The 24,490-nt window shown below is 66.1% G+C and carries 27 protein-coding genes; 7 read left to right on the top strand and 20 right to left on the bottom strand.

Annotated elements, in window-relative coordinates:
• Positions 1–278 precede the first annotated feature (278 nt).
• From QC821_RS13610 to radC, 11 genes are all read right to left on the bottom strand, one after another.
• Positions 279–1,949, bottom strand: coding sequence for an NAD-dependent malic enzyme (locus QC821_RS13610; protein WP_309722436.1), 1,671 nt, complete (start codon positions 1,947–1,949; stop codon positions 279–281).
• Between the two features lie 149 nt (positions 1,950–2,098).
• Entirely contained in the window at positions 2,099–3,304 is a 1,206-nt protein-coding gene (locus tag QC821_RS13605) for a YeeE/YedE family protein (RefSeq protein ID WP_309722433.1), read from the bottom strand.
• Positions 3,305–3,477: 173 nt separating this feature from the next.
• On the bottom strand, positions 3,478–4,503 hold the full coding sequence (locus QC821_RS13600; protein WP_309722430.1) for a tryptophan--tRNA ligase: 1,026 nt from the start codon (positions 4,501–4,503) through the stop codon (positions 3,478–3,480).
• A 281-nt stretch (positions 4,504–4,784) separates the two neighbouring features.
• Positions 4,785–5,900, bottom strand: coding sequence for an alanine dehydrogenase (ald, locus tag QC821_RS13595; protein WP_309722429.1), 1,116 nt, complete (start codon positions 5,898–5,900; stop codon positions 4,785–4,787).
• Positions 5,901–6,049: 149 nt separating this feature from the next.
• Positions 6,050–6,496, bottom strand: a complete 447-nt coding sequence (locus tag QC821_RS13590) for an acyl-CoA thioesterase (protein WP_309722426.1) — start codon at positions 6,494–6,496, stop codon at positions 6,050–6,052.
• Between the two features lie 14 nt (positions 6,497–6,510).
• Positions 6,511–6,834 (bottom strand): putative signal transducing protein, encoded by a 324-nt coding sequence (locus tag QC821_RS13585; protein ID WP_309722423.1) that lies wholly within the window; start codon positions 6,832–6,834, stop codon positions 6,511–6,513.
• A 5-nt stretch (positions 6,835–6,839) separates the two neighbouring features.
• On the bottom strand, positions 6,840–8,030 hold the full coding sequence (locus QC821_RS13580; protein WP_309722420.1) for a class I SAM-dependent rRNA methyltransferase: 1,191 nt from the start codon (positions 8,028–8,030) through the stop codon (positions 6,840–6,842).
• A gap of 103 nt (positions 8,031–8,133) precedes the next feature.
• Complete coding sequence (gene mutM / locus QC821_RS13575; RefSeq protein ID WP_309722418.1) at positions 8,134–8,967, bottom strand: bifunctional DNA-formamidopyrimidine glycosylase/DNA-(apurinic or apyrimidinic site) lyase; 834 nt, start codon at positions 8,965–8,967, stop codon at positions 8,134–8,136.
• 125 nt (positions 8,968–9,092) lie between these two features.
• Positions 9,093–9,248: a 50S ribosomal protein L33 gene (rpmG, locus tag QC821_RS13570; RefSeq protein ID WP_021819788.1), complete on the bottom strand. Its 156-nt coding sequence runs from the start codon at positions 9,246–9,248 to the stop codon at positions 9,093–9,095.
• Positions 9,249–9,271: 23 nt separating this feature from the next.
• Positions 9,272–9,508: a 50S ribosomal protein L28 gene (gene rpmB, locus QC821_RS13565; RefSeq protein ID WP_076746270.1), complete on the bottom strand. Its 237-nt coding sequence runs from the start codon at positions 9,506–9,508 to the stop codon at positions 9,272–9,274.
• A gap of 427 nt (positions 9,509–9,935) precedes the next feature.
• Positions 9,936–10,610 (bottom strand): RadC family protein, encoded by a 675-nt coding sequence (gene radC / locus QC821_RS13560; protein WP_309722416.1) that lies wholly within the window; start codon positions 10,608–10,610, stop codon positions 9,936–9,938.
• 185 nt (positions 10,611–10,795) lie between these two features.
• On the opposite strand from radC, the gene coaBC reads away from it, so the two are divergent.
• From coaBC to slmA, 5 genes are all read left to right on the top strand, one after another.
• Positions 10,796–12,070, top strand: coding sequence for a bifunctional phosphopantothenoylcysteine decarboxylase/phosphopantothenate--cysteine ligase CoaBC (gene coaBC / locus QC821_RS13555; protein ID WP_309722414.1), 1,275 nt, complete (start codon positions 10,796–10,798; stop codon positions 12,068–12,070).
• A gap of 16 nt (positions 12,071–12,086) precedes the next feature.
• On the top strand, positions 12,087–12,557 hold the full coding sequence (dut, locus tag QC821_RS13550; RefSeq protein ID WP_309722411.1) for a dUTP diphosphatase: 471 nt from the start codon (positions 12,087–12,089) through the stop codon (positions 12,555–12,557).
• A 30-nt stretch (positions 12,558–12,587) separates the two neighbouring features.
• Positions 12,588–13,985 carry a phosphomannomutase/phosphoglucomutase gene (locus tag QC821_RS13545; RefSeq protein WP_309722408.1) on the top strand — a complete coding sequence of 466 codons (1,398 nt, stop codon included), beginning with the start codon at positions 12,588–12,590 and terminating at the stop codon, positions 13,983–13,985.
• A gap of 23 nt (positions 13,986–14,008) precedes the next feature.
• Entirely contained in the window at positions 14,009–14,923 is a 915-nt protein-coding gene (gene argB / locus QC821_RS13540; RefSeq protein WP_309722405.1) for an acetylglutamate kinase, read from the top strand.
• Between the two features lie 85 nt (positions 14,924–15,008).
• Positions 15,009–15,626: a nucleoid occlusion factor SlmA gene (gene slmA / locus QC821_RS13535; RefSeq protein WP_309722402.1), complete on the top strand. Its 618-nt coding sequence runs from the start codon at positions 15,009–15,011 to the stop codon at positions 15,624–15,626.
• 69 nt (positions 15,627–15,695) lie between these two features.
• On the opposite strand, the gene rpoH is transcribed toward slmA, so the two are convergent.
• The 4 genes from rpoH to ftsY all read right to left on the bottom strand — a co-directional run bounded on the left by rpoH (position 15,696) and on the right by ftsY (position 19,695).
• On the bottom strand, positions 15,696–16,562 hold the full coding sequence (gene rpoH / locus QC821_RS13530; RefSeq protein ID WP_309722399.1) for an RNA polymerase sigma factor RpoH: 867 nt from the start codon (positions 16,560–16,562) through the stop codon (positions 15,696–15,698).
• A gap of 164 nt (positions 16,563–16,726) precedes the next feature.
• Complete coding sequence (gene ftsX / locus QC821_RS13525; RefSeq protein WP_309722396.1) at positions 16,727–17,701, bottom strand: permease-like cell division protein FtsX; 975 nt, start codon at positions 17,699–17,701, stop codon at positions 16,727–16,729.
• Positions 17,698–18,366 carry a cell division ATP-binding protein FtsE gene (gene ftsE / locus QC821_RS13520; protein WP_089658937.1) on the bottom strand — a complete coding sequence of 223 codons (669 nt, stop codon included), beginning with the start codon at positions 18,364–18,366 and terminating at the stop codon, positions 17,698–17,700. Before ftsE ends, ftsX begins: the two co-directional genes overlap by 4 nt.
• Before the next feature lie 3 nt (positions 18,367–18,369).
• Entirely contained in the window at positions 18,370–19,695 is a 1,326-nt protein-coding gene (ftsY, locus tag QC821_RS13515) for a signal recognition particle-docking protein FtsY (RefSeq protein ID WP_309722394.1), read from the bottom strand.
• A gap of 102 nt (positions 19,696–19,797) precedes the next feature.
• Here ftsY and rsmD point away from each other — a divergent pair, with 102 nt between their 5' ends.
• On the top strand, positions 19,798–20,418 hold the full coding sequence (gene rsmD, locus QC821_RS13510; RefSeq protein ID WP_309722392.1) for a 16S rRNA (guanine(966)-N(2))-methyltransferase RsmD: 621 nt from the start codon (positions 19,798–19,800) through the stop codon (positions 20,416–20,418).
• A gap of 78 nt (positions 20,419–20,496) precedes the next feature.
• Positions 20,497–20,697 (top strand): cell division protein ZapB, encoded by a 201-nt coding sequence (locus QC821_RS13505; RefSeq protein ID WP_309722389.1) that lies wholly within the window; start codon positions 20,497–20,499, stop codon positions 20,695–20,697.
• A 3-nt stretch (positions 20,698–20,700) separates the two neighbouring features.
• Here QC821_RS13505 and QC821_RS13500 read toward each other — a convergent pair whose 3' ends face one another.
• From QC821_RS13500 to QC821_RS13480, 5 genes are all read right to left on the bottom strand, one after another.
• Positions 20,701–21,186 carry a GNAT family N-acetyltransferase gene (locus QC821_RS13500; protein WP_309722387.1) on the bottom strand — a complete coding sequence of 162 codons (486 nt, stop codon included), beginning with the start codon at positions 21,184–21,186 and terminating at the stop codon, positions 20,701–20,703.
• Positions 21,179–22,009 carry a hypothetical protein gene (locus QC821_RS13495; RefSeq protein ID WP_309722384.1) on the bottom strand — a complete coding sequence of 277 codons (831 nt, stop codon included), beginning with the start codon at positions 22,007–22,009 and terminating at the stop codon, positions 21,179–21,181. The genes QC821_RS13500 and QC821_RS13495 overlap by 8 nt, the downstream gene beginning before the upstream one ends.
• On the bottom strand, positions 22,006–22,317 hold the full coding sequence (locus tag QC821_RS13490) for a BolA family protein (protein ID WP_309722381.1): 312 nt from the start codon (positions 22,315–22,317) through the stop codon (positions 22,006–22,008). Before QC821_RS13490 ends, QC821_RS13495 begins: the two co-directional genes overlap by 4 nt.
• Positions 22,318–22,377: 60 nt before the next feature.
• Positions 22,378–23,793 carry an MFS transporter gene (locus QC821_RS13485; protein ID WP_309722378.1) on the bottom strand — a complete coding sequence of 472 codons (1,416 nt, stop codon included), beginning with the start codon at positions 23,791–23,793 and terminating at the stop codon, positions 22,378–22,380.
• Between the two features lie 105 nt (positions 23,794–23,898).
• Positions 23,899–24,285 carry a hypothetical protein gene (locus QC821_RS13480; RefSeq protein WP_163501055.1) on the bottom strand — a complete coding sequence of 129 codons (387 nt, stop codon included), beginning with the start codon at positions 24,283–24,285 and terminating at the stop codon, positions 23,899–23,901.
• Positions 24,286–24,490: the final 205 nt, after the last annotated feature.

The raw sequence follows: 24,490 nt of genomic DNA, 5'->3' as shown, positions 1-24,490 counted from the left end.
TTCCCGCCGGCTACCCGGCGCAGGTCAACGCGAACACGCTGTGAATCCATCCCTGGACGCTCCATTTTTCGTCCTGAAAAATGAGGTTCGCTTATGACCTGCCCCGGTGCCGGCTGGCGCAGCTGCTAGGTGAGCTTAGGCTTTGTCTGAAAAGTCGGCGAGCGAAGGCCAGACAAGGCAAAAATCGGCGAAAAGACGGAGTTTACGGGGTGTAAATGAGTACTTTGAGCCGATTTTTAACGCCGTATGGCCGAGCGCAGCCAGTTTTCGGACAGAGCCTAAAACGCCTTGCGCCGATACTCGCGATAGCGCGGGTACCAGAAGTTGGCCTCGATAGCGTCGCGCAGCGTCTCGTCGTCGCAGGTCAGCGCCACGTCCTCGGCCATGGCCTGCTTGGCCACGTCGAAGGCGATCGCCTTGCTGATCTCGCGGATCTCGGACAGCGCCGGCAGCAGCGGCCCCTTGCCCTCCTGAACCATGGGCGCGCCCTTGGCCAATGCGTTGGAGGCCGCCATCAGCATGCCATCGGTGACCCGCGAGGCGCGCGCCGCGATCACCCCGAGGCCAATGCCGGGGAAGATATAGGAGTTGTTGCACTGGGCAATCGGGTACTGCTTGCCGCGAAACTCCACCGGCGCAAAGGGGCTGCCGGTGGCCACCAGCGCCTGGCCCTCGGTCCACACCAGGATCTCTTCCGGCGTCGCCTCGACCTTGGAGGTGGGGTTGGAGAGCGGCATCACCAGCGGCTTGGTGCAGCCGGCATGCAGCGTCTGGATCACCTCCTTGCTGAACAGCCCGCGCTGGCCGGAGACGCCGATCAGCACCGTCGGCTTGGCCTGGGCGACCACGTCGAGCAGCGCCGTGCCCTGCCACCCGGCCGGGTCGTGGGCGAGACGCGCCTGGAAGTCGTAGAGACCGTCCATGTCGCGGGTCAGCAGGCCGTGGCGGTCGACCATGAAGATCTGCGCGCGCGCCTCGGCCTCGCTCAGGCCCTCGACCTGCATCGCCAGCACGATCTGCTCGGCGATGCCGCAGCCCGCCGAGCCGGCGCCGACGAAGGCCACGCGCTGTTCACTGATCTTCTCGCCCTTGGCCTTGCACGCCGCCAGCAGGGTGCCGACGCATACCGCCGCGGTGCCCTGGATGTCGTCATTGAAGCAGCATAGCTCGTCGCGATAGCGCTCCAGCAGCGGCATGGCATTGGTCTGGGCGAAATCCTCGAACTGCAACAGCACATTGGGCCAGCGGCGCTTCACCGCGGCCATGAAGTCGGCGATAAAGGCGTCGTACTCGGCCTGGGAGACGCGTTCATGGCGCCAGCCCATGTACATCGGATCGTCGAGCAGCGCCTGGTTGTTGGTGCCGACGTCGAGGGTAATCGGCAGCGTATAGGCCGGACTGATCCCGCCACAGGCGGTATACAGCGACAGCTTGCCGATCGGGATGCCCATGCCGCCGATGCCCTGGTCGCCGAGACCGAGGATGCGCTCGCCATCGGTGGCCACGATCACCTTGACGTTGTCCTTGGTGGCGCTGCGCAGGATGTCATCCATGTACTCGCGATCCGGGTAGCTGATGAACAGCCCGCGATGGTTGCGGTAGATGTTGGAGAACTCCTCGCACGCCTCACCTACGGTGGGGGTGTAGATGATCGGCAGCATCTCCTCGAGGTGCTCCTCGAGCAGGCGGAAGAACAGCGTCTCGTTGTCGTCCTGGATCGCACGCAGGTAGATATGCCGGTCGAGGTCGTTCTGGCACAGCCGATACTGGCGGTAGGCGCGCTCGGCCTGTTCTTCGATGGACTCGACGTTCTGCGGCAGCAGCCCGATCAGGTTGAAGGCGATGCGCTCGTTGAGGGTGAAGGCGCTGCCCTTGTTGAGCAGCGGCATCTCGAGTAGCGAAGGGCCGGCATAAGGAAGGTACAGCGGGCGCTTGGCGGGTTGCGTCATCTCTCTCGTCTCATGATGTTGGGCGGAAGGTTAGGCGCTCTTGGCGGCGCATGAATGACGCCATTCTACCTGCCATTTCGACACCTTGCCCTCCCCACACGCAACGCGCCCCGGCAGTGCCGAGGCGCGTCTCGTACGACAGCGTGGGCTCAGCAGCTCTTGGCGGTAGGCCGACGCCCCGCCTCGCCGTCGAAGAACAGCGGCCGCAGCTTCACGCCCAGCATATTGCCGGCAAAGCCAGCCACCAGCCACACCCAACCGTGCAGGCTGCCCGAAGCGATGCCGCTGAAGTAGGCGCCGATGTTGCAGCCAAACGCCAGTCGCGCGCCGTAGCCGAGCATCAGCCCGCCGATCACCGCCGCCGCCACCGATTTGAGCGGAATGCGGAAATTGGGGGCGAAGCGGCCGGCCAGGGTGGCCGCCACCAGCGCGCCGAGGATGATGCCGATGTTCATCACCGTAGTGATATCGCTCCATACGCTGGCCTGCAGCGCCTGAGCATTGTCCGGTGCCTGCCAGTAACCCCAACCGGAAACGTCGCCGCCGAGGAACTCGAAGCCCTTGGCGCCCCATAGCGCAAAGGCCGAGGTGATGCCCCAGGGCCGCCCGGCCAGCGCCAGGGTGACAAAGTTGAGCAGCGCCAAGGCCACGGCGCCGAACAGCAGCGGCCAGGGGCCGGTCAGCCAGCGGCGCTCGCGCATCTCGACGCGGGGCGATTCCTCGAGCTGGCCGTGGCGGCGCTTCTCCATTGTCACGGTGAAGGCGGCAATCGCCGCGAACAGCAACAGGCTGATCGCGATACCACCACCGGACCCGGCGGCATCGACCAGCGATACCGGTTGAAAGGCCGGTAGGCTCTGCCACCAGGCGAAGTGGGCGCTGCCGATCAGCGAGCCGACGATGAAGAACAGCAGGGTGATCAGCATTCGTGCATTGCCGCCGCCGGCAGTGAACAGCGTGCCCGAGGCGCAGCCGCCGCCAAGCTGCATGCCGAGCCCGAACAGGAAGGCGCCAAACACCACCGACACGCCGATGGGCGCCACGAACCCCGACACCGGGTTGCCAAACAGGGTGCCGGCCCCCAGCGCCGGGAAGAACAGCAGCACGGCGACGGCCAGCATCACCATCTGGGCGCGCAGGCCGCGACCGCGGCGCTCGGTGATAAAGACTCGCCAGGCGGCAGTGAAGCCGAAGGCAGCGTGGTAGAGCACCATGCCGAACAGGCCACCGACCACCATCAACAGGCCAGTGCGAGACCCGAAGGAAATGCCGACCGCCACGGCGCCGAGCAGCAGTAGCCCGGCGGCAATCGGCGTGATCGGCGACAGGCGCTGCGTGGCCAGGTGAGTCGTCATGATGGCCTCCTGTGAGTTTCGGTGATGGGGCGGCATGTCTCCGCGATGCCAAAATACCTTAGTATTTCACTAGGAATAAAGGAAATGCATAGCGACTATCACCAGCATGCCCGAAGAGCATAACACCTCCCCCCAGGCAGCCCTTCGGGGAGGCCATCTTCCAGCGCGGCGGCTTAGGCGAAGCGCCCCAGCCCCGCCGCCTGGCGCAGGCGGTCCATAAAGGGTGCCGCCTCGGCGCGGGCGCGCTCGGCGCCCTTGAGCAGCACCTGCTCGATATGGCCGGGGTCCTCCATCAGCGCCTGGTAACGCTCACGCGGCTCACGCAGATGCTCGTTCAGGTACTCGAAGACACGGTTCTTGGCCTCGCCCCAGCCGATGCCGTTGGCATACTCGGCGCGCAAGGCAGTGGTTTCGTCGGCGCGGGCAAAGGCCGAGTAGATCTGGAACAGGGTGCAGCTGTCCGGGTCCTTGGGCTCGCCGGGCTCCAGCGAGTTGGTCTTGATCTTGCGCACCAGCTTCTGGAGCTTCTTCTCGGAGACGAACAGCGGGATGGTGTTGTTGTAGCTCTTGGACATCTTGCGCCCATCGAGCCCGTTCAGGGTGGCGACGTTATCGTCGACCACCGCCTCGGGGTGGGTGAAGTAGTCGCCCTTGTAGAGGTGGTTGAAGCGCCCGGCGATATCGCGGGCCATCTCGATATGCTGGATCTGGTCACGGCCCACCGGCACCTTGTGGGCGTTGAACATCAGGATATCGGCGGCCATCAGCACCGGGTAACCGAACAACCCCATGGTGATGCCCTTGTCGGGGTCCTGGTTGCCGGCGGCCTCGTTGTCGGCCACCGCCGCCTTGTAGGCGTGGGCGCGGTTCATCAGCCCCTTGGCACAGACGCAGGAGAGCATCCAGGTCAGTTCGGGGATCTCGGGCACGTCCGACTGGCGATAGAAGATGGCGTTGTCGGTATCCAGGCCCAGTGCCAGCCAGGTAGCGGCGATCTCGAGGCGCGATTCCTGGACTCGCTGTGGGTCCTGGCACTTGATCAGCGCGTGCAGGTCGGCGAGAAAGTAGTAGGACTGTACGCTGGGGTCCTGACTGGCGGCGATCGCCGGCTTGATGGCGCCGACGTAGTTGCCCAGGTGAGGCGTGCCGGTGGTGGTAATACCGGTGAGCACGCGGGTCTTGTCGGAAACTGCACTCATGGAAAGCGGACTCTCGTGGTCGGAAATGCCGCTATGGTAACGCGCGGCCCGGATCAAGGCGACCGAGGCATGAGTACCTAGCTTGAATGTAAGGCGGTGGCCACCTACCTCGTGGTTATGGCACCGGCGACAGGCCTGCGAGGGGGCGCTGTAAACCCGTCCCTGGGCGCTACCGATGCCATCCATGGCATCGAACCCCCTCTCCGGCCTGTCCCCGGGCCTTCAGTAATGTCGGTGGCATCCCCCGGCGCCGCTCACGCTGGTGACACCCCAACTCCGCGTTACTTCACTAGCCCGGCAGGGTCGACATACTCCAGCCCAAAGGCCTCGGCCACCGCGCGATAGGTGACCTGGCCAGCATGCATGTTGAGCCCCGGCAGGAAGTGGTGGTCGTCGGCCAGCGCCTGCTGCCAGCCCTTGTCGGCCAGCGCCAGCACGAACGGCATGGTGGCGTTAGTCAGCGCCTGGGTCGAGGTACGCGCCACCGCGCCGGGCATGTTGGCCACGCAGTAGTGCACGATGCCGTCGACGATATAGGTCGGGTCGGCGTGGGTGGTGGCGCGGCTGGTCTCGAAACAGCCGCCCTGGTCGATGGCCACGTCGACCAGCACGCTGCCTGGTTTCATGTCGGCGAGCATCTCGCGGGTGATCAGCTTGGGCGCGGCGGCCCCGGCGATCAGCACCGCGCCGACGATCAGGTCCGACTCGCGCACCGCCTTGTCCAGCGCATCGGCGGTGGAGTAGACGGTGCGAATACGCCCCTGGTAGCGGTCGTCGAGCACCTCGAGACGCGCCAGCGACTTGTCGAGAATGGTCACCTCGGCGCCCAGGCCCAGCGCCATGCGCGCGGCGTTCTCGCCGACCACGCCACCGCCGATCACCGTGACCTTGGCCGGTGCCACCCCCGGCACCCCGGGCAGCAGCACCCCGGCGCCACCCTGGGCCTTCTCCAGGCTATGGGCCCCGGCCTGGATCGCCATGCGCCCGGCCACCGCGCTCATCGGTGCCAGCAGCGGCAAACCGCCGTCGGCGCCGGTGATGGTCTCGTAGGCGATGCAGGTCGCGCCGCTCTGCATCAGGCCGCGGGTCAGCGACTCTTCGGCGGCCAGGTGCAGGTAGGTGAACAGGGTCTGCTCGGGCGTGAGGCGGGCGACCTCGTCGGGCTGCGGCTCCTTGACCTTGAGGATCAGCTCGGCGGATTGCCACAGCGTGGCCACATCCGCCTCGATGCTGGCGCCGGCGGCCTGGTAGTCGGCGTCGCTGAAGCCGGCACCCTCGCCGGCTCCGGCCTGTACCACCACCGTGTGGCCGCGGCCACTCAGCTCACGGGCACCGGTGGGGGTCAGGGCAACCCGGTATTCGTGGTTCTTGATCTCCTTGGGAACGGCGACCTGCATAATGACCTCCTGTGCGATGAGCGAGATACGATTCGACGCTACCCTGATTACAGCACAGGCACACGATCACGATAAAATCACGTTAAAATTCAGAAAATAAGCCAAGATCACGCAATTATAACGAGAAAGTATTCGGCCAGAAGCCCTTCCTACGATCCATCTTTCTCTTCGACCAGCACGCTGCCATAGCCGGCAACGTATTCTGCCGGCATACGCCGCGGCCGACCGCTGGAGAGCTCGATGCAGGCGAAGCGGGTGCGCGCCCGCAATAGGGTACGCCCATCGGCCGGGCGACACAGCTGGAAGCGGCGGGTAAGGGTCAGGCGGCCGTCGCAGGCGACGATCCAGGTGGCCAGCGCGAGACGTTCTCCGGCCAGTGCCGGCGCCAGGTAGTCGAGCTCGTGGCGATGCACCGCCATACCGCGGTCGAGCTCGCGGTAGCGCGCCAGGTCGAGTCCCAGCTCGGCGGAGTGTTGCCAACTGATCGCCTCGATCCAGCGCAGGTACTCGATATTGTTGACGTGGCCGTAGTCGTCAATGGCCGAGTCCTCGACCTCGATGTGCAAGATATACGGGCTGGTTAGGTCCCATTGCATGCTAGATCAGGCTCCTATGGCTTGGCGGTACCGCACTGCCAGCAGGCGTCGAAGGCTCCCTCCAGCCGCTCACCGCAGCCGGGGCAGGTCCAGTCCGCCGCCGGCTGCTCGGCGCCTTCGAGGCTCTGCTGGATCAGCCACCTGGCGCGCTCGACGTTGTGCGGGGCCACCCACACCTGGGGTTCGCACTCCCCCAGCGGCAGTTCGCCCGCTCCGCCGCCCAACGTCATGTTGCGCAGCTCGGCGGGGATATCGGCGGCACTCAGCACGTTGTGCAGGTGGCTGACCAGCAGCCCATTGGAGTGGGCGAAGACACGAACGTAATCGAATTCCGCCATGCCACTTAGTCGCGGAAGACGCGTACGCCAAGCGCTTTCAGATAGGCCGTCTCGGGAATCGCCGGATGCACCGGATGATCCGGCCCCTGGTGGCCCTGATAGATGACCTGCCCATGGCGGTCCTGGTGACGCACCGCTCCGCGCACGCATTCGACCAGCCGCTCTGGCGCCAGGTGCATGGAGCACGACGCCGACAACAGCAGACCGTCGCGACCCAGCAGGCGCATCGCCTCGCGGTTGAGTCGCGAGTATGCGCGCTCACCGTTGGGTATGTCCTTGCGCTTCTTGATGAAGGCCGGCGGATCGAGGATCACCACGTCGAACTGCTCACCGTCGGCCTTGAGCGCGGCCAGGGCCTCGAAGGCATCGCCCTCGCCAATCGCCACCTGCTCGGCCACGCCGTTGAGCGCGGCATTCTCGGCGACTCGCTCCAGCGCCTCGGCGGAGGCATCGATGCACAGCACCTCGCTGGCCCCGCTGGCCGCGGCCTGCACGCCCCAGCCACCCACGTAGCTGAATACATCGAGCACGCGCTTGCCGGCCACCAGACCGTTGAGCCAGGCGCGATTGGCGCGGTGGTCGTAGAACCAGCCGGTCTTCTGGCCATCCAGCACCGGGACCACGAAGCGCACTCCGTTCTCCTCGAGCAGCACCTGCTCGGGGAGCTCGCCCTTGACCACCTCGACATGCCGCTCGAGCTGCTCCTGGCGGCGTCCGGAGGAGTCGTTCTTGAACACGATGGCACGCGGCGAAAGTACCTTGTCGAGGGCGGCGACCACCTCTTCGCCGAGTCGCTCCATGCCCAGCGTATTGAGCTGCACCACCAGCACATCGTCGAAGCGGTCGACGATCAGCCCAGGCAGCAGATCGCCCTCACCATGCACCAGGCGGTAGAAGGGCTTGGCATATAGGCGCTGGCGCAGCCCCAGCGCCTGCTTGAAGCGATGTACCAGCAGCGAGCGGTCGAGGCGTACGTCGGGGTCGCGGGACACCACCCGTGCGCAGATAAGCGAGTGCGGGTTAACGTAGGCCACCCCCATCGCCCTGCCGTTGGCAGCCTCGATCACCGCCTGACCGCCGGGCTCGAAGCCCTTGAGCGGCGTCGCCTCGATATCGACCTCGTTGGAGTAGAGCCACAGATGCCCCGCCTTGAGGCGGCGGTCGGCATTCTTCTTCAAGCGCAGGCGTTCAGTCACGGATATCTCCAACAATAGGGATCAAGCTTGTAGAGGGATTCTAGCATTCACGTGGCGCTTTTCGGTTACCCGCAGCGGCTATGGCTGCGATCGACTGTCACCATCAGGTTTGGCAGTGACCGCAGAAAACGCTGGCGCGCTGGCCTAGGGTTATCAGACGCAGCTCAGCGCCACAGCGCCGGCACGGTTGGCCGTCGCGACCGTAGACGTTGAGGCGCTGGGCGAAGTAGCCCGGCTCACCTGTGCCGCTGACGAAGTCGCGAAGAGTGGTGCCCCCCTGCGTAATAGCCGCCGCCAGCACCTCGCGCACCGCCTCGGCGAGACGCTGGTAGCGCTCCAGGGAGATGCGCCCGGCGGCACGCCGCGGATCGATGCCGGCCAGGAACAGCGCCTCGCTGGCGTAGATATTGCCCACCCCGACCACTACGGCGTTATCCATCAAGAACGGCTTGACCGCGACACGCCTGCCACGGGACAGGGCGTAGAGCCGCTCACCGTCGAAGTCCGGCGACAACGGCTCGGGGCCGAGGCGCGCCAGCCGCGGGTCGCTGAGCACGCTACCGGCCAGCCAGTCGACGAAACCGAAGCGGCGCGGGTCGTGGTAGCGCAGGATGGCGCCCCCATCGAGCACCAGGTCAAGGTGATCGTGCTTGCGCGGCAGGTCACCGATACGCGCCACACGCAGGCTGCCGGACATGCCGAGATGCCACAGCAGAGTACGCTCGGCCACCGCCTCGCCCCCCGACAGCGGCACCAGCAGGTACTTGGCGCGGCGCCCCAGGTCACCGATACGCGCACCGACCAGGGCATTCTCCAGGCCGTCAGGCACCGGCGTACGCAGGCGCCGCTCACGCACGATCACCTCGCGAATCTCACGCCCCTCGACGTGGGGGGCAATACCGCGGCGGGTAGTCTCGACCTCGGGCAATTCAGGCATAGCGACATCTCATAACGGGCATGCGAAGACTCTACGGTGGCCCTGGGGCACAGCCAGACACGCGAAAACCCGGCACCGGGCCGGGTTCAGCGTCAGGCTCGCGCCTGCGGAGGAGACCAGATCAATTACTTGATCTTGGCTTCCTTGTACATCACGTGCTTGCGGACCACCGGGTCGAACTTCTTCATTTCGAGCTTGTCCGGGGTGTTCCGCTTGTTCTTGTCAGTGGTGTAGAAGTGGCCGGTACCGGCGCTGGACACCATTCTGATCTTGTCGCGCATGACTCGTTCTCCCTGGAATTCGCTTAGACGCGGTCGCCGCGCTTGCGGATATCGGCGATCACGGCCTCGATACCCTTCTTGTCGATGATACGCATGCCCTTGGAGGAGATGCGCAGCTTGACGAAGCGCTTCTCTGACTCCACCCAGAAACGGTGGGAGTGCAGGTTCGGCAAGAAACGACGACGCGTCTTGCGCTGGGAGTGCGATACGTTATTACCAGTCACCGGGCGCTTGCCGGTAACCTGACATACTTTGGACATGGGAGCCTCCAACCGCTTGGCCAGGTGTTCAAGACCTGAGTGTTCAAAACCTGTCGGGCAAACCGGGCCGGTAGAACGGCTGATAACCGCTGCCTGCCCCCTTATTTAACCCAAGGGAATTCAAAGGGTGCACTTTATACCAGACGCCACGACGAACAGCAAGCAACGTGCCAAATATTGCCGGACTGCGGCAGATACAACTAGCATTTAGCAGTGCCTGGCAGCAACGCTCGGGGCTGATCCGTCGGCAGGCCTACGAGGAGGCGCTGTAAACCCATCCCTGGGCGCTACCTTGCGCCATCCATGGCGCAAACCTCCTCTTCGACCTGCCCCCGGCGCCCCTCACTCCGCGGCGCCAGCTGCTACTCAGCCAATAATACACCGCATCGCTCTGCCCGTATTGACTGCCGCACCGCCAACCGCGCCTCTACAGCCACCCGCGTTCGGCGAAGGATATTACCTCACCGTCACCGACAACGAAATGGTCCAGCACGCGAATCTCGAACAGGCTGAGCGCATTGGTCAGCCGCTCGGTGATGCGCCGGTCGGCATCGGAGGGCTCAGCGACCCCGGAGGGATGATTGTGGGCGAAGATGATCGCCCCGGCCCCCAGCTCCAGCGCCCGCCGGGCGACTTCACGAGGATAGACCGAGGCGCTGTCGAGGGTGCCGCGGAACAGCGACTCGAAGCGGATCACGCGATGCTGGGTATCCAGGAACAGTGCCGCGAACTCCTCGTGCCCGAGGTGGCGCAGGTGAGCGGAGAGGAACGCCCGTACCAGGCTCGGCGAGGTCAGCGCCCCGCCGCGCTCGAGCTGGCTGGCCAGGTGACGCCGCGACAGCTCGAGCACCGCCTGCAGCTGCACGTACTTGGCCTCGCCCAGGCCGTGCTCGGCGCAGAAGCGCTCGCGCTCGGCCTCCAGCAGCTGGCGCAGGCCACCGTACGAGCCCAGCAGGTCGCGGGCCAAGTCCACCGCCGAGCGGCCCTTGACCCCTACGCGCAGGAAGATCGCCAGCAGCTCGGCATCCGATAGCGCCTCCGAGCCCAGTGCCAGCAGTTTTTCCCGCGGCCGCTCCCCCTCCGGCCAGTCACGAATCGACATCGGCGCCTCCCTGCTCCGTGATGCTTCCTGAACCGCCACTGCAACCACCTGTCGGTAAGCGGCGACGCATGAATATAAGCGTTACCCCCTTGAGTGTAGCGCGTCGCCCGCATACCGTCCGGCTACGCAAGAAGCGGCGCCAATGGTAAGGTAAGCGCTTCCCCCACAGCTGTTTGGAAGCTGCCATGTCACCGCTACTCGGCCAGCGCATTCTGCTCGGTATCAGTGCCGGTATCGCCGCCTACAAGAGCGCCCATCTCGCCAGGCTATTGAAGAAAGCCGGTGCCGAGGTGCGCGTGGTGATGACCGACGGTGCCCAGGCCTTCATTACCCCGCTGACGCTGCAGGCGCTGACCGGCGAGGCGGTGCGTACCTCACTGCTCGACCCCGAGGCCGAGGCCGGCATGGGCCATATCGAGCTGGCACGCTGGGCCGACACCCTGCTGATCGCCCCAGGCACCGCCGACCTGATGGCGCGCCTCGCCCACGGCCACGCCGACGACCTGCTGACCACCCTGAGCCTGGCAAGCGAAGCCAAGCGTGTGATGGCACCGGCCATGAACCAGGCGATGTGGCGCCATCCGGCGACGCAGCGCAACGCCGAACGCCTTGCCGCCGACGGCTGGCAGCTGCTCGGCCCCGCCGCCGGAGACCAGGCGTGTGGCGACATCGGCCCGGGGCGCATGCTCGAACCCGAGGAGATCGTCACCGCCCTGACGGTCGGCGAGAGTACCAGCCAGGGGGGCGACGCAAGCGCCAGTGCCTCTGGCCCCGCCGCCGGGCTGACCATCACCCTGACCGCCGGGCCGACCCGCGAGCCCCTCGATCCGGTGCGCTACCTGAGCAACCACAGCTCCGGCAAGATGGGCTATGCGCTGGCTGCCAGCGCTGCGCGCCTGGGCGCTCGGGTACGCCTGATCAGTGGCCCGGTCAGCCTTGCCACCCCACCCGGCGTAGAGCGCATCGACGTCGAGACCGCCGAACAGATGCACGCCGCCGCACTGCGCCTGGCGGTGGACAGCGATGCCTTTATCGGCTGTGCTGCGGTAGCCGACTACCGTGCCGCCGAGACTGCCGCTCACAAGCTCAAGAAGCGCGACGACACCGAAGGCCTGACCCTCGAACTGGTCAAGAACCCTGACATCATCGCCGCGGTAGCGGCGCTGCCGGCTGCCAGGCGGCCGCTGGTCGTCGGCTTCGCCGCCGAGACCCAGGACCTCGAGCATTACGCTCACGACAAGCTGACCCGCAAGGGCCTCGACATGATCGTCGCCAACGACGTGTCGCTGGCCGGCCAGGGCTTTGGTGCCGACCACAACGCCGCCCTGCTGCTGTGGCGGCAAGCCGATGCACCGACCCCCGGGCGTCACCAGACGGCGACGCTGACCAAGGCCGAGCTGGCCGACACCATCCTCCATCGCCTGCTGGAGCGGCTCGCCGCCCGGCAGGACAGCGCATAACACCTCAGGACATACCATGACCGCACCCGCAGACCGCCCCCGCCTAGCCGTCAAGATTCTCGACCAGCGGGTTCGTGAGTTCCCGCTGCCCCACTACGCTACCCAGGGCTCTGCGGGCATGGACCTACGCGCCCTGCTCGACGCCCCACTGACCCTGGCCCCGGGCCAGTGCGAGCTGGTGCGCACCGGGCTCGCCGTGCATATTGCCGACCCCGGGCTTGCCGGGATGATCCTGCCGCGCTCCGGACTGGGGCATAAACACGGCATCGTGCTGGGTAATCTGGTCGGCCTGATCGACTCCGACTACCAAGGCGAACTGATGATCTCTGTATGGAACCGCGGCAGCGCGGCCTTCACACTAGAGCCCTTCGAGCGCCTGGCACAGTACGTGCTTGTGCCTGTGGTACAGGCCGACCTCGAGGTCGTCGACGATTTCGACGCCAGCCTGCGTGGCGACGGCGGCTTCGGTAGCTCCGGTCGCCACTGACCCTTCTGGATAACGCAAAAAGGAATTGCCATGAGCTCTACACAGAATGCCAGCGTCCCGGCCTCGATCTTCCGCGCCTATGACATCCGCGGTATCGTCGACGAGACCTTGACCGAGACGAGCGTCGAGATGATCGGCCGCGCCATCGGCAGCGAAGCCGCCGCCCGCGGTGAATCGACGGTAGTCGTGGCCCGCGACGGCCGCCTCTCTGGCCCGCGCCTGGCCGCCGCCCTGACCCGTGGCCTGACGGCCGCCGGTCGCGACGTCATCGATATCGGCATGGTGCCGACCCCGGTGCTCTACTACGCCACCCATGTACTCGACGGCACCCAGTCCGGGGTGATGGTCACCGGCAGCCATAACCCGCCCGACTACAATGGCTTCAAGATCGTGCTCGGCGGCGAGACGCTGTCAGGTGATGCCATTACCGCCCTCTACCAACGGATCGTCGACGGCGAGCTGAGCGACGGCCAGGGCAACGTGCGCGAAGCGGACGTACGCGACGCCTACCTCGAGCGCATTCTTGGTGATGTCAGCCTCACTCGTCCGCTCAAGGCAGTGGTCGACTGCGGCAATGGCGTGGCCGGAGAGCTGGGCCCCAAGTTGATCGAGAAGCTCGGCGCCGAAATGATCCCGCTGTTCGCCGAGATCGACGGCACCTTCCCCAACCACCACCCGGATCCCGGCAAGCCCGAGAATCTGGTCGACCTGATCCGCACCGTCAAGGAGACCGGCGCCGACATCGGCCTGGCCTTCGACGGTGACGGCGACCGCCTCGGCGTGATCACCCCCAGCGGCGAGCTGATCTACCCCGACCGTCTGATGATGGCCTTCGCCGAGGACATGCTGTCCCGTAACCAGGGCGCCCGCGTGATCTTCGACGTCAAGTGCACCGGCAACCTGGCCCAGGTGATCGAGCAGGCCGGCGGCACCCCGGAGATGTGGCGCACCGGCCACTCGCTGATCAAGGCACGCATGAAGGAGACCGGCGCCCTGCTGGCCGGCGAAATGAGCGGCCATATCTTTTTCAAGGAGCGCTGGTACGGCTTCGATGATGGTCTCTATGGCGCTGCACGGCTGCTGGAGATCCTCTCCAAGCAGGACGATGATGCCGACACCTACTTCGCTCGCTTCCCCCAGGACCTCGGTACCCCGGAGCTCAATATCACGGTGACCGACGAGAACAAGTTCGCGATCGTCGAGCGCCTGGCCCGTGAGGGTGATTTTGGCGACGACGGCATCAAGACCACCCTCGACGGCATTCGCGTCGACTACCCGGATGGCTGGGGCCTGTGTCGTGCCTCCAACACCACCCCGGTACTGGTACTGCGCTTCGAGGGCAAGAGCGAGGCTGCCCTCGCGCGCATCCAGGCCCAGTTCGGCGAGGCGCTGACTCAGGTCGCCCCAGACGTCGAACTGCCCTATTGACCCGTTACACGCAAGGACCTTCGATGACCGATCAACAGACCCGCGACCCGCAGCTGACCGTCGAGGTGCTCTCCGAGGCGCTGCCCTATATCCAGCGTTTCTCGGGCAAGACCGTCGTCGTCAAGTACGGCGGCAACGCCATGACCGAAGACACCCTGATCGACTCCTTCGCCCGCGACATGGTGCTGCTCAAGGAGGTTGGCATCAATCCGGTGGTAGTCCACGGCGGCGGGCCACAGATCGGTGACCTGCTGGCCAAGCTCAAGATCGAGTCGCGCTTCGTCAACGGCATGCGGGTCACCGACGCCGAGACCATGGATGTGGTTGAGATGGTGCTCGGCGGGCTGGTCAACAAGGGCATCGTCAACCTGATCAACCAGGCCGGCGGCAAGGCCATCGGCCTGACCGGCAAGGATGGCTCGCAGATCCGCGCCCGCCAGCTCAAGGTGCACCACCAGACGCCCGAGATGACCGCGCCGGAGATCATCGATATTGGCCACGTCGGCGAGGTAGAGCATGTCTCTACCGAGCTGATCGAGATGCTCGCCGAGCGCGACTTCATTCCAGTGATCGCGCCGATCGGCGTCGATCAGGAGGGCCACAGCTACAATATCAACGCCGATCTGGTGGCCGGCAAGGTGGCCGAAGCGCTGTGTGCCGAGAAGCTGATGCTGCTGACCAATGTCGCCGGCCTGATGAACGCCGAGGGCGAGGTGGTCACCGGCCTGTCCACCGAGCAGGTCGATGCACTAATCGCCGACGGCACCATCCACGGCGGCATGTTGCCGAAGATTCGCTGTGCCCTCGAAGCGGTCAAGGGAGGCGTGGCCAGCGCACATATCATCGACGGCCGGGTGCCTCACGCCACGCTGCTGGAGATCTTTACCAACGCCGGGGTCGGCACCCAGATTCTCGAGACCGAGGCCGCCGGCGAGTGAGCGACGCCCTCGACTCACGTCGAGTTTGCTCCGCCGCGAGGGCAACAGTAGGATGAGCAAACAACGGGATCATTAGAAGAACATCATGACGCAGGAAAATTCGAAAACGAACCGCCGGGAGGAGATCCTCCAGGCGCTGGCGCTGATGCTCGAAGAGGACAGCGGCAAGCGCATTACCATTGCCGCGCTGGCACGCCAGGTAGGCGTCTCCGAGGCGGCACTCTACCGCCACTTCCCGAGCAAGGCGCGAATGTTCGAAGGGCTGATCGAGTTCATCGAGGAGACCCTGTTCGAGCGTATCCGGCGCATCCTCGACGAGACCCCTGAAGCGCTGCCACGCTGCCAGCAGATCCTCACCCTGCTGCTGGGCTTTGCCGAGAAGAACCCAGGCCTCACCCGGCTGCTGGGAGGCGATGCCCTGACCGGCGAGACCGCGCGACTGCGACTGCGCATCCACCAGCTCTTCGAACGCCTCGAGACCCAGCTCAAGCAGGTTCTTCGCGAGGCCGAGCTGCGCGAGCAGCGTCGTCCCAGCCTGCCGGCCTCGGCCGCCGCCAACCTGCTGATGGCCCACGCCGAGGGGCGCATCTCGCAGTACGTGCGCAGCGACTTCCGCCGCCGCCCCACCGAGTACTGGGAGGACCAGTGGCAGCTGCTCTCGGCCCAGCTTTTGATGGACGTGCCCAGCCTGGCGCGGGCCTAGCCGCCCTAAACGAACAACGCCCGAGCCATTGGCCCGGGCGTTGTGTCATGCATCGCGGCGTAGCGGCCGTCAGGCCACCAGCGCGTCTCCGATCTGCCGCTTGATCTTGTTCATGGCGTTCTTCTCGAGCTGACGGATGCGCTCGGCAGAGACGCCGTAGACGTCGGCCAGCTCGTGAAGGGTCGCCTTGGGCTCGTTGAGCCAGCGACGCTGGAGAATGTCCCGCGAGCGCTCGTCGAGCTGCTCCAGCGCCAGCTGCAGGCGGCGGGTCGAGTCCTCTTCCCAGTCGCTGTCCTCGAGCTGGGTTGCCGGGTCATAGCGGGCGTCGTCGAGGAAATGCACCGGCGCCTGGTAGGCCTGCTCGTCGTCATCGCCGGGCGAAGCGTCGAAGCCGGCGTCATAAGCGGTCAGACGCCCTTCCATCTCGCGCACTACTTCGGGCTTGACGTCGAGGTCCTTGGCGATGGCGTCGACTTCGTCATTATTGAGCCAGGCCAGGCGCTTCTTCGCACTGCGCAGGTTGAAGAACAGCTTGCGCTGCGCCTTAGTGGTGGCGATCTTGACGATGCGCCAGTTGCGTAGCACGAATTCGTGAATCTCGGCCTTGATCCAGTGCACGGCGAAGGAGACTAGCCGCACGCCCTGGTTGGGGTCGAAGCGCTTGACCGCTTTCATCAGGCCGACGTTGCCCTCCTGGATCAGATCGGCCTGGGGCAGACCGTAACCGGAGTAACTGCGCGCGATATGCACCACGAAGCGCAGGTGCGACATGACCAGGCGGCGCGCGGCCTCCAGGTCGCTATGTTCATGCAGGCGGAACGCCAGTTCGCGCTCCTCCTCTGCAGACAGCACGGCGATGCCGTTTACCGCCTGGATATAGCCATTCAGGTCGTGGCCCGGGGATAGATGACTAACAGGCTGAAGACGGGTACTCATGTGACGAGGGTCTCCAAAATTGCCTACTTCGATGAATGCCGGTACGTGACGATGGATAACCGTACGACCACTCTTAGCTGCCTAACTATCGACGAATATGACATCGCTCGTCCAGCAAAGTTCCCGTTTGGCCGTGCCAAAGGGCGACGAACGATACCCGCCGACTACTCTGGACGCATCTCGGCAAGATGACGACTGACCGCAATCCACGCCCCGAGCAGACCCAATAGTGTACTCGAAAACAGCAGGATTGCCGAGCCCGCGGCATCCAACCGCGGCAGACTGAAGTGCGCGCCGTAGCTCTCGGCCAGCGCCGTCACGGGAGCCGCCAGCCACTGCCCGCCCAGGCTCAGCAGCGCCCAGGCCAGCAGGCCGCCGCCGAGGCCGTACCAGGCACCGCTGTACAGGAAAGGCCGACGCACGAAGGCGTGCGTGGCACCAATCAGCGTCACCACCTGGATCTCCTGACGACGACTCTCCACTGCCAGGCGAATGGTATTGCCGACGATCAGCAGCACGCCGAGGCCAAACAGCACGGCCAGCGCCAGCGCCACCCGACGCCCCAGCTCGGCGAGCTGGGCGAGTCGCTCGATCCAGGCCAGGTCGAGGCGTACCTCGTCGACGCCGCTGACCGTCTCGAGCTGCTCGGCCAAGGCGCGCACGGCGTCCGGCTGGGTCTCGCGGGGCGAAACCACCACGCTGGCCGGCAGCGGATTGTCCTCGAGACGCCCCAAGGCATCGGCTAGCCCCAACGAGTCCTGGAACTCCGCCATACCCTCGGCGGCAGTGATCAGCCGCGTGGCATCCACTTCCGGGTGTGCCCCGAGCGCTTCGCTGATGCGCATCGCCTGGGCCTCGTCGACGCCAGCATCGAGATAGGCGGTAAGAGTTGCGCTCTCGTCCAGCTCGGCGTCTAGCAGACGGGCGCTGTCGAGCACCAGCCACAGCGCTGCCGGCAGCACCAGCGCAATGGCGATGGCCAGCATCGTCAACAGGCTACCCAGCGGATGGCGCAGCAGGCGCCGCGCGCTGTCGAGACACATGGCGCGATGGTGGCGCAGCCAGCTGCGCAGCCGGCTGCTGGTACGGGTGCGATGGCTCCGGGCACCGCGCCGCGGGGCTGGCTGGGTACCGCTCATGCGGCCTCCTGATCGGCCACCAGGCGGCCTTCACGCAGTTGCAGTACGCGGTGCCTCAGGCGTGCGATCAGCGCCAGGTCGTGGCTGGCGATCATCACCGTGGTGCCGATGCGATTGAAATCCTCGAACAGGGTCATGATATCGGCGGAGAGCTGCGGGTCGAGGTTACCAGTGGGCTCGTCAGCGAGCAGCAGCGACGGCTTGTTAACCACCGCCCGGGCAATCCCGACGCGCTGCTGCTCACCGCCGGAGAGCTCGATGGGCAACGCCTTCTCACGGTGTAGCAGGCCCACCTTGTCGAGGGCCGCACGTACCCGCCGCGCTGCCTCACGGGGCTCGACGCCCTGGATCTCCAGCGGCAGCGCCACATTATGATAGATCGAGCGATCGAACAGCAGCTGATGGTCCTGGAAGACCACGCCGATCTGACGCCGGTAGAACGGCACCTGGGAGTGGTGCAGGCGATTGATGTCGTGGCCGGCCACCAGCACGCGCCCACGCGAGGGCCGTTCGAGGCGCATGATCAGCCGCAGCAGCGAGCTCTTGCCGGCACCGGAGTGGCCGGTCAGGAACAGCATCTCGCCGCGCTCGACCTGGAAATCGATATTGGCCAACGCTTCGAAGCGCCCGCCGTAGCGCTTGCCGACGTGCTCGAACGCGATCACGGTTCAGTGTCGCTCGGCGTCGTGCTCGTCGCGGGCGAACAGCGCGTCGACGAAGTCGCGGGCCTCGAACGGGCGGAGGTCGTCGAGGGTCTCGCCGACACCGATATAGCGGATCGGCGTACCCAGCTGCTTGGCCAGGGCGAAGATAATCCCCCCCTTGGCGGTGCCGTCGAGCTTGGTCAGGGTGATGCCAGTGACGGGCACTGCCTCGTTGAAGGTGGTGGCCTGGGAGATGGCGTTCTGGCCGGTGCCGGCGTCGAGCACCAGCATCACCTCATGGGGTGCCGCGGCGTCTAGCTTGCCCATCACCCGCTGAACCTTCTTCAGCTCCTCCATCAAGTGCCCCTTGTTGTGCAGTCGCCCGGCGGTATCGGCGATCAGCACGTCGATCTTGCGCGCCTTGGCGGCGGCCACCGCGTCATAGATCACCGAGGCGCTGTCGGCGCCGGTGTGCTGGGCGATCACCGGCACGCTGTTGCGCTCGCCCCACACCTTGAGCTGCTCCACGGCGGCGGCGCGGAAGGTATCACCGGCGGCCAGCATCACACTGCGTCCTTCGGCCTGGAAACGCTTGGTCAGCTTGCCGATGGTAGTGGTCTTGCCGACGCCGTTGACGCCGACCATCAGGATCACGAAGGGGCCTTCACCTTTGGCTGGCAGCGCCAGCGGCGTGGCGACCGGGTCGAGCATGGCGCTGAGCTCGTCCTGCAGTGCGCGATACAGGGCATCGGCGTCGGCGAGCTCCTTGCGCGAGACCCGCGCCGAGAGGTTGTCGATGATCTCGCTGGTGGCTTCGATGCCGACATCGGCCATCAGCAGCTGTGTCTCCAGCTCCTCCATCAGATCGTCATCGATCTGCTTCTTGCCCAGGAACAGGTCGGCAATGCCATCGGTCAGGTTGGCGCGGGTCTTGCCCAGCCCCTGCTTGATGCGCGCCAGCCAGCCGCGCTTCTCGGGGACGCCATCGCTGCCCGCTAACGCCTCGGGCTCGGGCTCGGGCTCGGGCTCGGGCTCGGGCTCGGGCTCGGGCTCGACAACAGCCTCGACCGCGGCCGGCTCGGCAAGGTCGTCGACCTCATCCGCCAGCGGCGTCTCATCCAGTGCACTGACCTCGCCATCTGCAGACAGCGACTCCCCCAGCGCCTCGCGCGCCGCGGCCTGCTGGTGCTGCTCGGGGATAACCTCGCCGACAGCGACATCGGAGGCAGCCCCATCCTGGGCCGACTCGTGGTGGGATTGTTGGTGCTGCGATTCGTCGAGCGCCTGCTGATCCTTGGGTGATTGCTGGGACTCGTCCTGCTGCTTCTTGCGCTTGAAAAATCCGAACATGGGCGTGATCTGACCTCGGCACCTGGAGAATCGCGAAACAATCGGCTCATCCTACCACCGCCGGCGGTGACTGTGGATAAGCCCGGCGGTACAATTCAGCCCATGACTCGACGCCGCGCGCCCTCACACCGTCGCCCCGCCAGCAAGGCGGCCGGCCGCCTACGTATCATCGGCGGCGAATTTCGCCGTCGGCTACTGCCGGTACTCGACCGCCCCGGCCTGCGTCCCACGCCAGACAGGGTACGCGAGACGCTGTTCAACTGGCTGGCCGGCGCCCCCCCTGGCGCCCAGGTGCTGGACCTTTACGCCGGCACCGGTGCGCTGGGTCTCGAGGCACTGTCACGGGGCGCTCGGCAGGCCCACTTCGTCGAGGGCGATGCCGCGGTGGCCAGTACCCTGCGCAGCAATCTCGCCACCCTCGGCGCCAATGGCCAGGTCACCACCGGCGACGTCATGGCCCTGCTCGACGCTCCCGCTGACGCAGCGGCACCCTATGCGCTGGTGTTTCTCGACCCCCCGTTTCGTCGCGGCCTCGCCGAGCCGAGCTGCACAGCACTCGAGGCCGGCGGCTGGCTCGCCGAGCGGGCCTGGATCTACCTGGAAACCGAGGCCGAGCTGACGCCTCGGGTACCCGCCAGTTGGATACTGCATCGTGAGGTGCGCGCCGGCGACAGCCACGCGCGCCTCTATCGTCGCCTGTCGTCACCCGGCGACGCTTGCTGAGTCGCGCCACGCGTCGTACGCTGCCAACCCGGCCCCCCTTCCAGGCCCTATACGCCGCAATCACATCAGGAGATCAGGATGAGCATCGAACTCTTCAATCAGCTCGAGCAGAAAGTCGGCAACGCCGTCGAGGCCATCGAAATGCTCAAGATGGAGGCCGAGGAGCTGCGCGAGGAAAATGCCCGCCTGAAACAGGAGCATGACGAGTGGCAGCAGCGCCTCAGCGGCCTGCTGGAGAAGTTCAACGAGCTCGACGGCAGCACTAGCGGCAGCGCCTGAACCTCAGTCGTGGCAAGCGGCGAGCGGGAAGGACATCAGCACTGCATCCTCCCGCGCGCCACAGCCACCGAGTGGCGGATAGTAGCCACGGCGCACGCCATCGTCGCGAAAGCCACTACGCCGATAGAGCGCCAGCGCCGCTTGGTTGGAGGCGCGCACCTCGAGCAGCAGCCGTTCGCTGCCCCAGCCCCTGGCTTGGTCGATGAGCGCCATGACCAGCCGTCCAGCCAGTCCCCGCCGCCGCCCCCCAGGCACTACGGTGATGGTCTGCAGCTCGGCATCGAAGGGCTGACGAGCGAGTACCGCAAAGCCGCATAGTCCTTCTCTCGCCGGCTCTCCCATCCCAACGCCCCAGACACTGCCCCGCGGGTCAGTGAGCGCGCCCATCAACTGTACCCGTGACCATGGCGCAGGCTGGCCGAGGGCCTCGATCCGCTCCACCGCCTCCAACCAGTCGGCATCCAAGGTCCTTAGCCAGGGATCACTCATCGGCGACCTCATTGACAGCGGACTCGTCGGCGGCGCCCAGCCAGGCCGCTCGCCACTCCCTCAACAGCGGCAACAAGGCACGCTTGGCCGCGGCATCGCGCCCCAGGTCGGCAAGCGACGGCCCATGCCATGCGGGTAGCTGCAGCAGGTCGCAGCGCCCCGCTTCGATCGCCAACACCTCGGCCAGCGCCGGCGACTCGCCGAACAGCATGACCCGCTCGGGTCGCCAGCCGCCGCGCCGCCGCCCATTCAGGAAGGCGCGCAGGCCATCGCGGGCCTCGTCGAGGGGTGCCTCCACCGGCAGCTCCTCCATCATCGGCCACTGGAAGGCCTGGAACACCGGCGGCTCGGCCAGGTGGATACCGGCGGCCCCCAACAGATTGGCCAGCAGTCGCAGCGCAGTGACATCAGGGGCGCTTCCATGCGGCAGCAGCACCAGCCAGCGCCCCTCGAGGGCAGCGATCTGCAGGCTGAAGCGCAGCGCCTGTTGAGACGCTCGGGGAGCGCTGGTGATGGGAGGCAGGTTATCGACCTCGCGTTCAGCGACTGGCTCCTCATCGGTCACCCCCAGCATGGCCCGCGCCTTGCCACGCCGCAGCGGCTTGGCGGGGGACGGATCTTGCGCTGCCGGCGCAGTGGGGCGAGCCGGCACCTCATCGAGCAGCGCATGCAGCCGTTGCGACGGCGCCGGGGTCTCCGGCACCATCGGCGTCGGCCAGTCGCAGGCCGGCGTTTCCTGGGCGTTAGGCAGGCGGTAACGTGCCACCCAGGCGGTGACGCCCATGGCACTGAGGTACTGCAGACGCTGCGGCTCGCTGGTCACGCCCTGCTGCCACCCCGGCAGTCCGGCGAGTCCGGCCTCTGGCCGCCGCGCGCCTGCCACTCATCCGGGGTATAGGGGTGCAGCGCCAGGGCGTGTACCGGCCCGGCCAGCTCATCGGCGAGCAGCGCATAGAGCTGCTGGTGCCGCTTGACCGGCATCATGCCCTCGAAACGCTCGGATACCAGCGTCACCTTGAAGTGGGTTTCCGACTCGGGCGGCACATTGTGCCGGTGGCTCTCGTTCTCCACCGTCAGCCAGATGGGCGATAGCGTCTTGAGCTTGTCCTCTATCTGCGCCTGAATGCTCATGGCGGTTGCCTCGTGGTAATCGCGTCGTGAAGAAAGCGGGAATGGCACCATTGTACTCTTTCAATCCTGCCCCGGCGACGCGCGTTCGGCGACCGCCGGCTGAGTGGCAGAGACCAGCGGAATGCGCCGCAGGCTGACCGCCACGGCCAGCGCGCAGGCGCCGCAACCCAGCCACAGCGAGGACTGCACCGACCCTGACCCCAGCGCCAGGAACACCCCAACCAGCGCCACGCCCAGCGACTGGCCGATGGTGCGGGTGGTGCTCATCATCCCCGAGGCGTTGTTGCTGCGCTCCCTGGGTACGCTGCTCATCATCTCGCGGTTGTTGGGCGCCTGGAAGAACCCGAACCCGAGCCCGCACAGCGCCGTGCGCCACAGGATATCGACGATACCGGCGCCATCGGGCACCAGCGCCAAGGCCACCAGCCCCACCAGCAACAGTGCAAGCCCCAGGGTCGAGAGCAGGGTCGGATTGAAGCGGTCGGCCAGGCGTCCGGCCAGCGGTGCGGCAAACATGATGGTCAGCGGCCAGGGCGTGAACAGCCAGGCGGTCTGCAGTGGCGAGAAGCCCATCTCCTGCTGGTAGAGAAACGACAAGGCGATGAACGCCAGCCCCTGGCTGACGAAGGCCAGTCCCGAGACCACGATCGCCAGGCTGAAACGTGGCTCATCGAATAGCGATAGCGGCAGCAGCGGGTAGCTGGCGCGGCGCTGGCGGCGCAGGAACAGCCAGCCGGCGACCAGGCTGGCCAGCAGCAGCCCCAGCACCTGCCACCACGGCGCCTGGTGGCCGGCACCGTCCATGGCCAGGAAGAAGCTGGCCAGCATCGCCGCCGAGAGCAGCGCGCCAGCGATATCGAAGCCGCCGCGGCGGCGCGACTCGACGGGCAACGCCTTCACCGCCAGTACCAGCGCCAGCAGGCCCACCGGCACGTTTAGCGCGAACAGCCACGGCCAGTCGGCAAACGACAGGACCACGCCGCCCAGCGTCGGCCCCGAGGCGTAGCCGGCGGCCACCACCACCGCGCTGAGCCCCATCGCCGCGCCCAGCAGCCGGGTAGGAAAGATCAGCCGATAGATCGACGGCCCGATCGACAGCGTGGCCGCTGCCCCCAGGCCCTGGAGGGCACGAAAGGCCAGCAGCATCTCCAGGCCGTTGGCCAGGGCAGCGCCCAGCGAAGCCAGGGTAAACACCACCAGCCCGGCGATATACAGCCGGCGTCGGCTGACCAGCTCGCTGAGCGAGGCGAACAGCAGCAGCGTCGCGGCACACACGATCTGGAACAGGCTGACCACCCATACCGCCCGCGCCGCGGAGATCTCGAGGTCGCGGGCAATCGACGGCAGGGCGATATTGATCATGGTGGTGTCGATCACCGCCATCAGGGTGCCGACCATCACCACCAGCACGGCAATGCGGCGCTCGCGGCCGGGCAGGCCATCGTCATCGGGGCGGGTCTCGAACAATCGGCTCATTGGGTATCCTGGCGTTCCACTGACACGAAAAGACCGGCCTTGGCCGGTCTCGACTCCCCGCGGGGAGCTCCTGCTAGGTGGGCGGTAGCGGCGCCCACCGGCCACTCAGTCGCGGTCGGTCTCGAGCAGCAGGGCGTCGTCGACCTCGGCGATCTCCAGCGGTGCTTCATCGTCGAGGTCGACCGCCAGGTAGCTGTGCTCGACCTGCACGAAGCGCTGGAACAACGCCCAGTCGAGGCGCTCGGGCCACTGCCGCTCGTCCTCTTCCCAGGCGCGCAGCTCGGTCTCGAGGATCTCCATGTAGCGTTCGTTGATGAACGCTTCGAGGGCTTCCGGAGTATCCATCTCCGGAATCAGGTAGACGGTGTTTTCGCGGTCGATATCGTCAATCGTCAGATCATCGTCACCGACCGTGGGCTCCAGGGAGTTGATCCAATCCAGAAAGGCCTGGGTCGGCTTGACGCTCAGGGCGGAGCGATTAAGCAGTTTCATCACGATCTCCTCGACGGCGAAACGCCAACCATTATGGGCGCTCGAAGCGCACCTTACCAACACTTCCGGCCCATCCACTCTCGGAGATGAACGCCAGACGGACAAGGCAACGCCCACACGCTGTTAACCCTTCCCTGGGCGCTCCATTCTTCATCCCTGAAGAATGAGGTTCGCTTTTGCCTTGCCCGTCTGGCTCTGATGCGCC

It is taken from the genome of Franzmannia qiaohouensis (assembly GCF_031451695.1).
In the GTDB taxonomy this organism is placed as follows: domain Bacteria; phylum Pseudomonadota; class Gammaproteobacteria; order Pseudomonadales; family Halomonadaceae; genus Franzmannia; species Franzmannia qiaohouensis.
The sequence above is the reverse complement of the archived record's forward strand: the minus strand, read 5'-3'. Positions and strand labels throughout refer to the sequence as shown.

Excerpts from the sequence above, each read along its gene's own strand:
- QC821_RS13610 (WP_309722436.1), bottom strand. The coding sequence starts at position 1,949 with ATGACGCAACCCGCCAAGCGCCCGCTGTACCTTCCTTATGCCGGCCCT.
- QC821_RS13605 (WP_309722433.1), bottom strand. The coding sequence starts at position 3,304 with ATGACGACTCACCTGGCCACGCAGCGCCTGTCGCCGATCACGCCGATT.
- QC821_RS13600 (WP_309722430.1), bottom strand. The coding sequence starts at position 4,503 with ATGAGTGCAGTTTCCGACAAGACCCGCGTGCTCACCGGTATTACCACC.
- ald (WP_309722429.1), bottom strand. The coding sequence starts at position 5,900 with ATGCAGGTCGCCGTTCCCAAGGAGATCAAGAACCACGAATACCGGGTT.
- QC821_RS13590 (WP_309722426.1), bottom strand. The coding sequence starts at position 6,496 with ATGCAATGGGACCTAACCAGCCCGTATATCTTGCACATCGAGGTCGAG.
- QC821_RS13585 (WP_309722423.1), bottom strand. The coding sequence starts at position 6,834 with ATGGCGGAATTCGATTACGTTCGTGTCTTCGCCCACTCCAATGGGCTG.
- mutM (WP_309722418.1), bottom strand. The coding sequence starts at position 8,967 with ATGCCTGAATTGCCCGAGGTCGAGACTACCCGCCGCGGTATTGCCCCC.
- rpmG (WP_021819788.1), bottom strand. The coding sequence starts at position 9,248 with ATGCGCGACAAGATCAGAATGGTGTCCAGCGCCGGTACCGGCCACTTC.
- rpmB (WP_076746270.1), bottom strand. The coding sequence starts at position 9,508 with ATGTCCAAAGTATGTCAGGTTACCGGCAAGCGCCCGGTGACTGGTAAT.
- radC (WP_309722416.1), bottom strand. The coding sequence starts at position 10,610 with ATGTCGATTCGTGACTGGCCGGAGGGGGAGCGGCCGCGGGAAAAACTG.
- coaBC (WP_309722414.1), top strand. The coding sequence starts at position 10,796 with ATGTCACCGCTACTCGGCCAGCGCATTCTGCTCGGTATCAGTGCCGGT.
- dut (WP_309722411.1), top strand. The coding sequence starts at position 12,087 with ATGACCGCACCCGCAGACCGCCCCCGCCTAGCCGTCAAGATTCTCGAC.
- QC821_RS13545 (WP_309722408.1), top strand. The coding sequence starts at position 12,588 with ATGAGCTCTACACAGAATGCCAGCGTCCCGGCCTCGATCTTCCGCGCC.
- argB (WP_309722405.1), top strand. The coding sequence starts at position 14,009 with ATGACCGATCAACAGACCCGCGACCCGCAGCTGACCGTCGAGGTGCTC.
- slmA (WP_309722402.1), top strand. The coding sequence starts at position 15,009 with ATGACGCAGGAAAATTCGAAAACGAACCGCCGGGAGGAGATCCTCCAG.
- rpoH (WP_309722399.1), bottom strand. The coding sequence starts at position 16,562 with ATGAGTACCCGTCTTCAGCCTGTTAGTCATCTATCCCCGGGCCACGAC.
- ftsX (WP_309722396.1), bottom strand. The coding sequence starts at position 17,701 with ATGAGCGGTACCCAGCCAGCCCCGCGGCGCGGTGCCCGGAGCCATCGC.
- ftsY (WP_309722394.1), bottom strand. The coding sequence starts at position 19,695 with ATGTTCGGATTTTTCAAGCGCAAGAAGCAGCAGGACGAGTCCCAGCAA.
- rsmD (WP_309722392.1), top strand. The coding sequence starts at position 19,798 with ATGACTCGACGCCGCGCGCCCTCACACCGTCGCCCCGCCAGCAAGGCG.
- QC821_RS13505 (WP_309722389.1), top strand. The coding sequence starts at position 20,497 with ATGAGCATCGAACTCTTCAATCAGCTCGAGCAGAAAGTCGGCAACGCC.
- QC821_RS13500 (WP_309722387.1), bottom strand. The coding sequence starts at position 21,186 with ATGAGTGATCCCTGGCTAAGGACCTTGGATGCCGACTGGTTGGAGGCG.
- QC821_RS13490 (WP_309722381.1), bottom strand. The coding sequence starts at position 22,317 with ATGAGCATTCAGGCGCAGATAGAGGACAAGCTCAAGACGCTATCGCCC.
- QC821_RS13485 (WP_309722378.1), bottom strand. The coding sequence starts at position 23,793 with ATGAGCCGATTGTTCGAGACCCGCCCCGATGACGATGGCCTGCCCGGC.
- QC821_RS13480 (WP_163501055.1), bottom strand. The coding sequence starts at position 24,285 with ATGAAACTGCTTAATCGCTCCGCCCTGAGCGTCAAGCCGACCCAGGCC.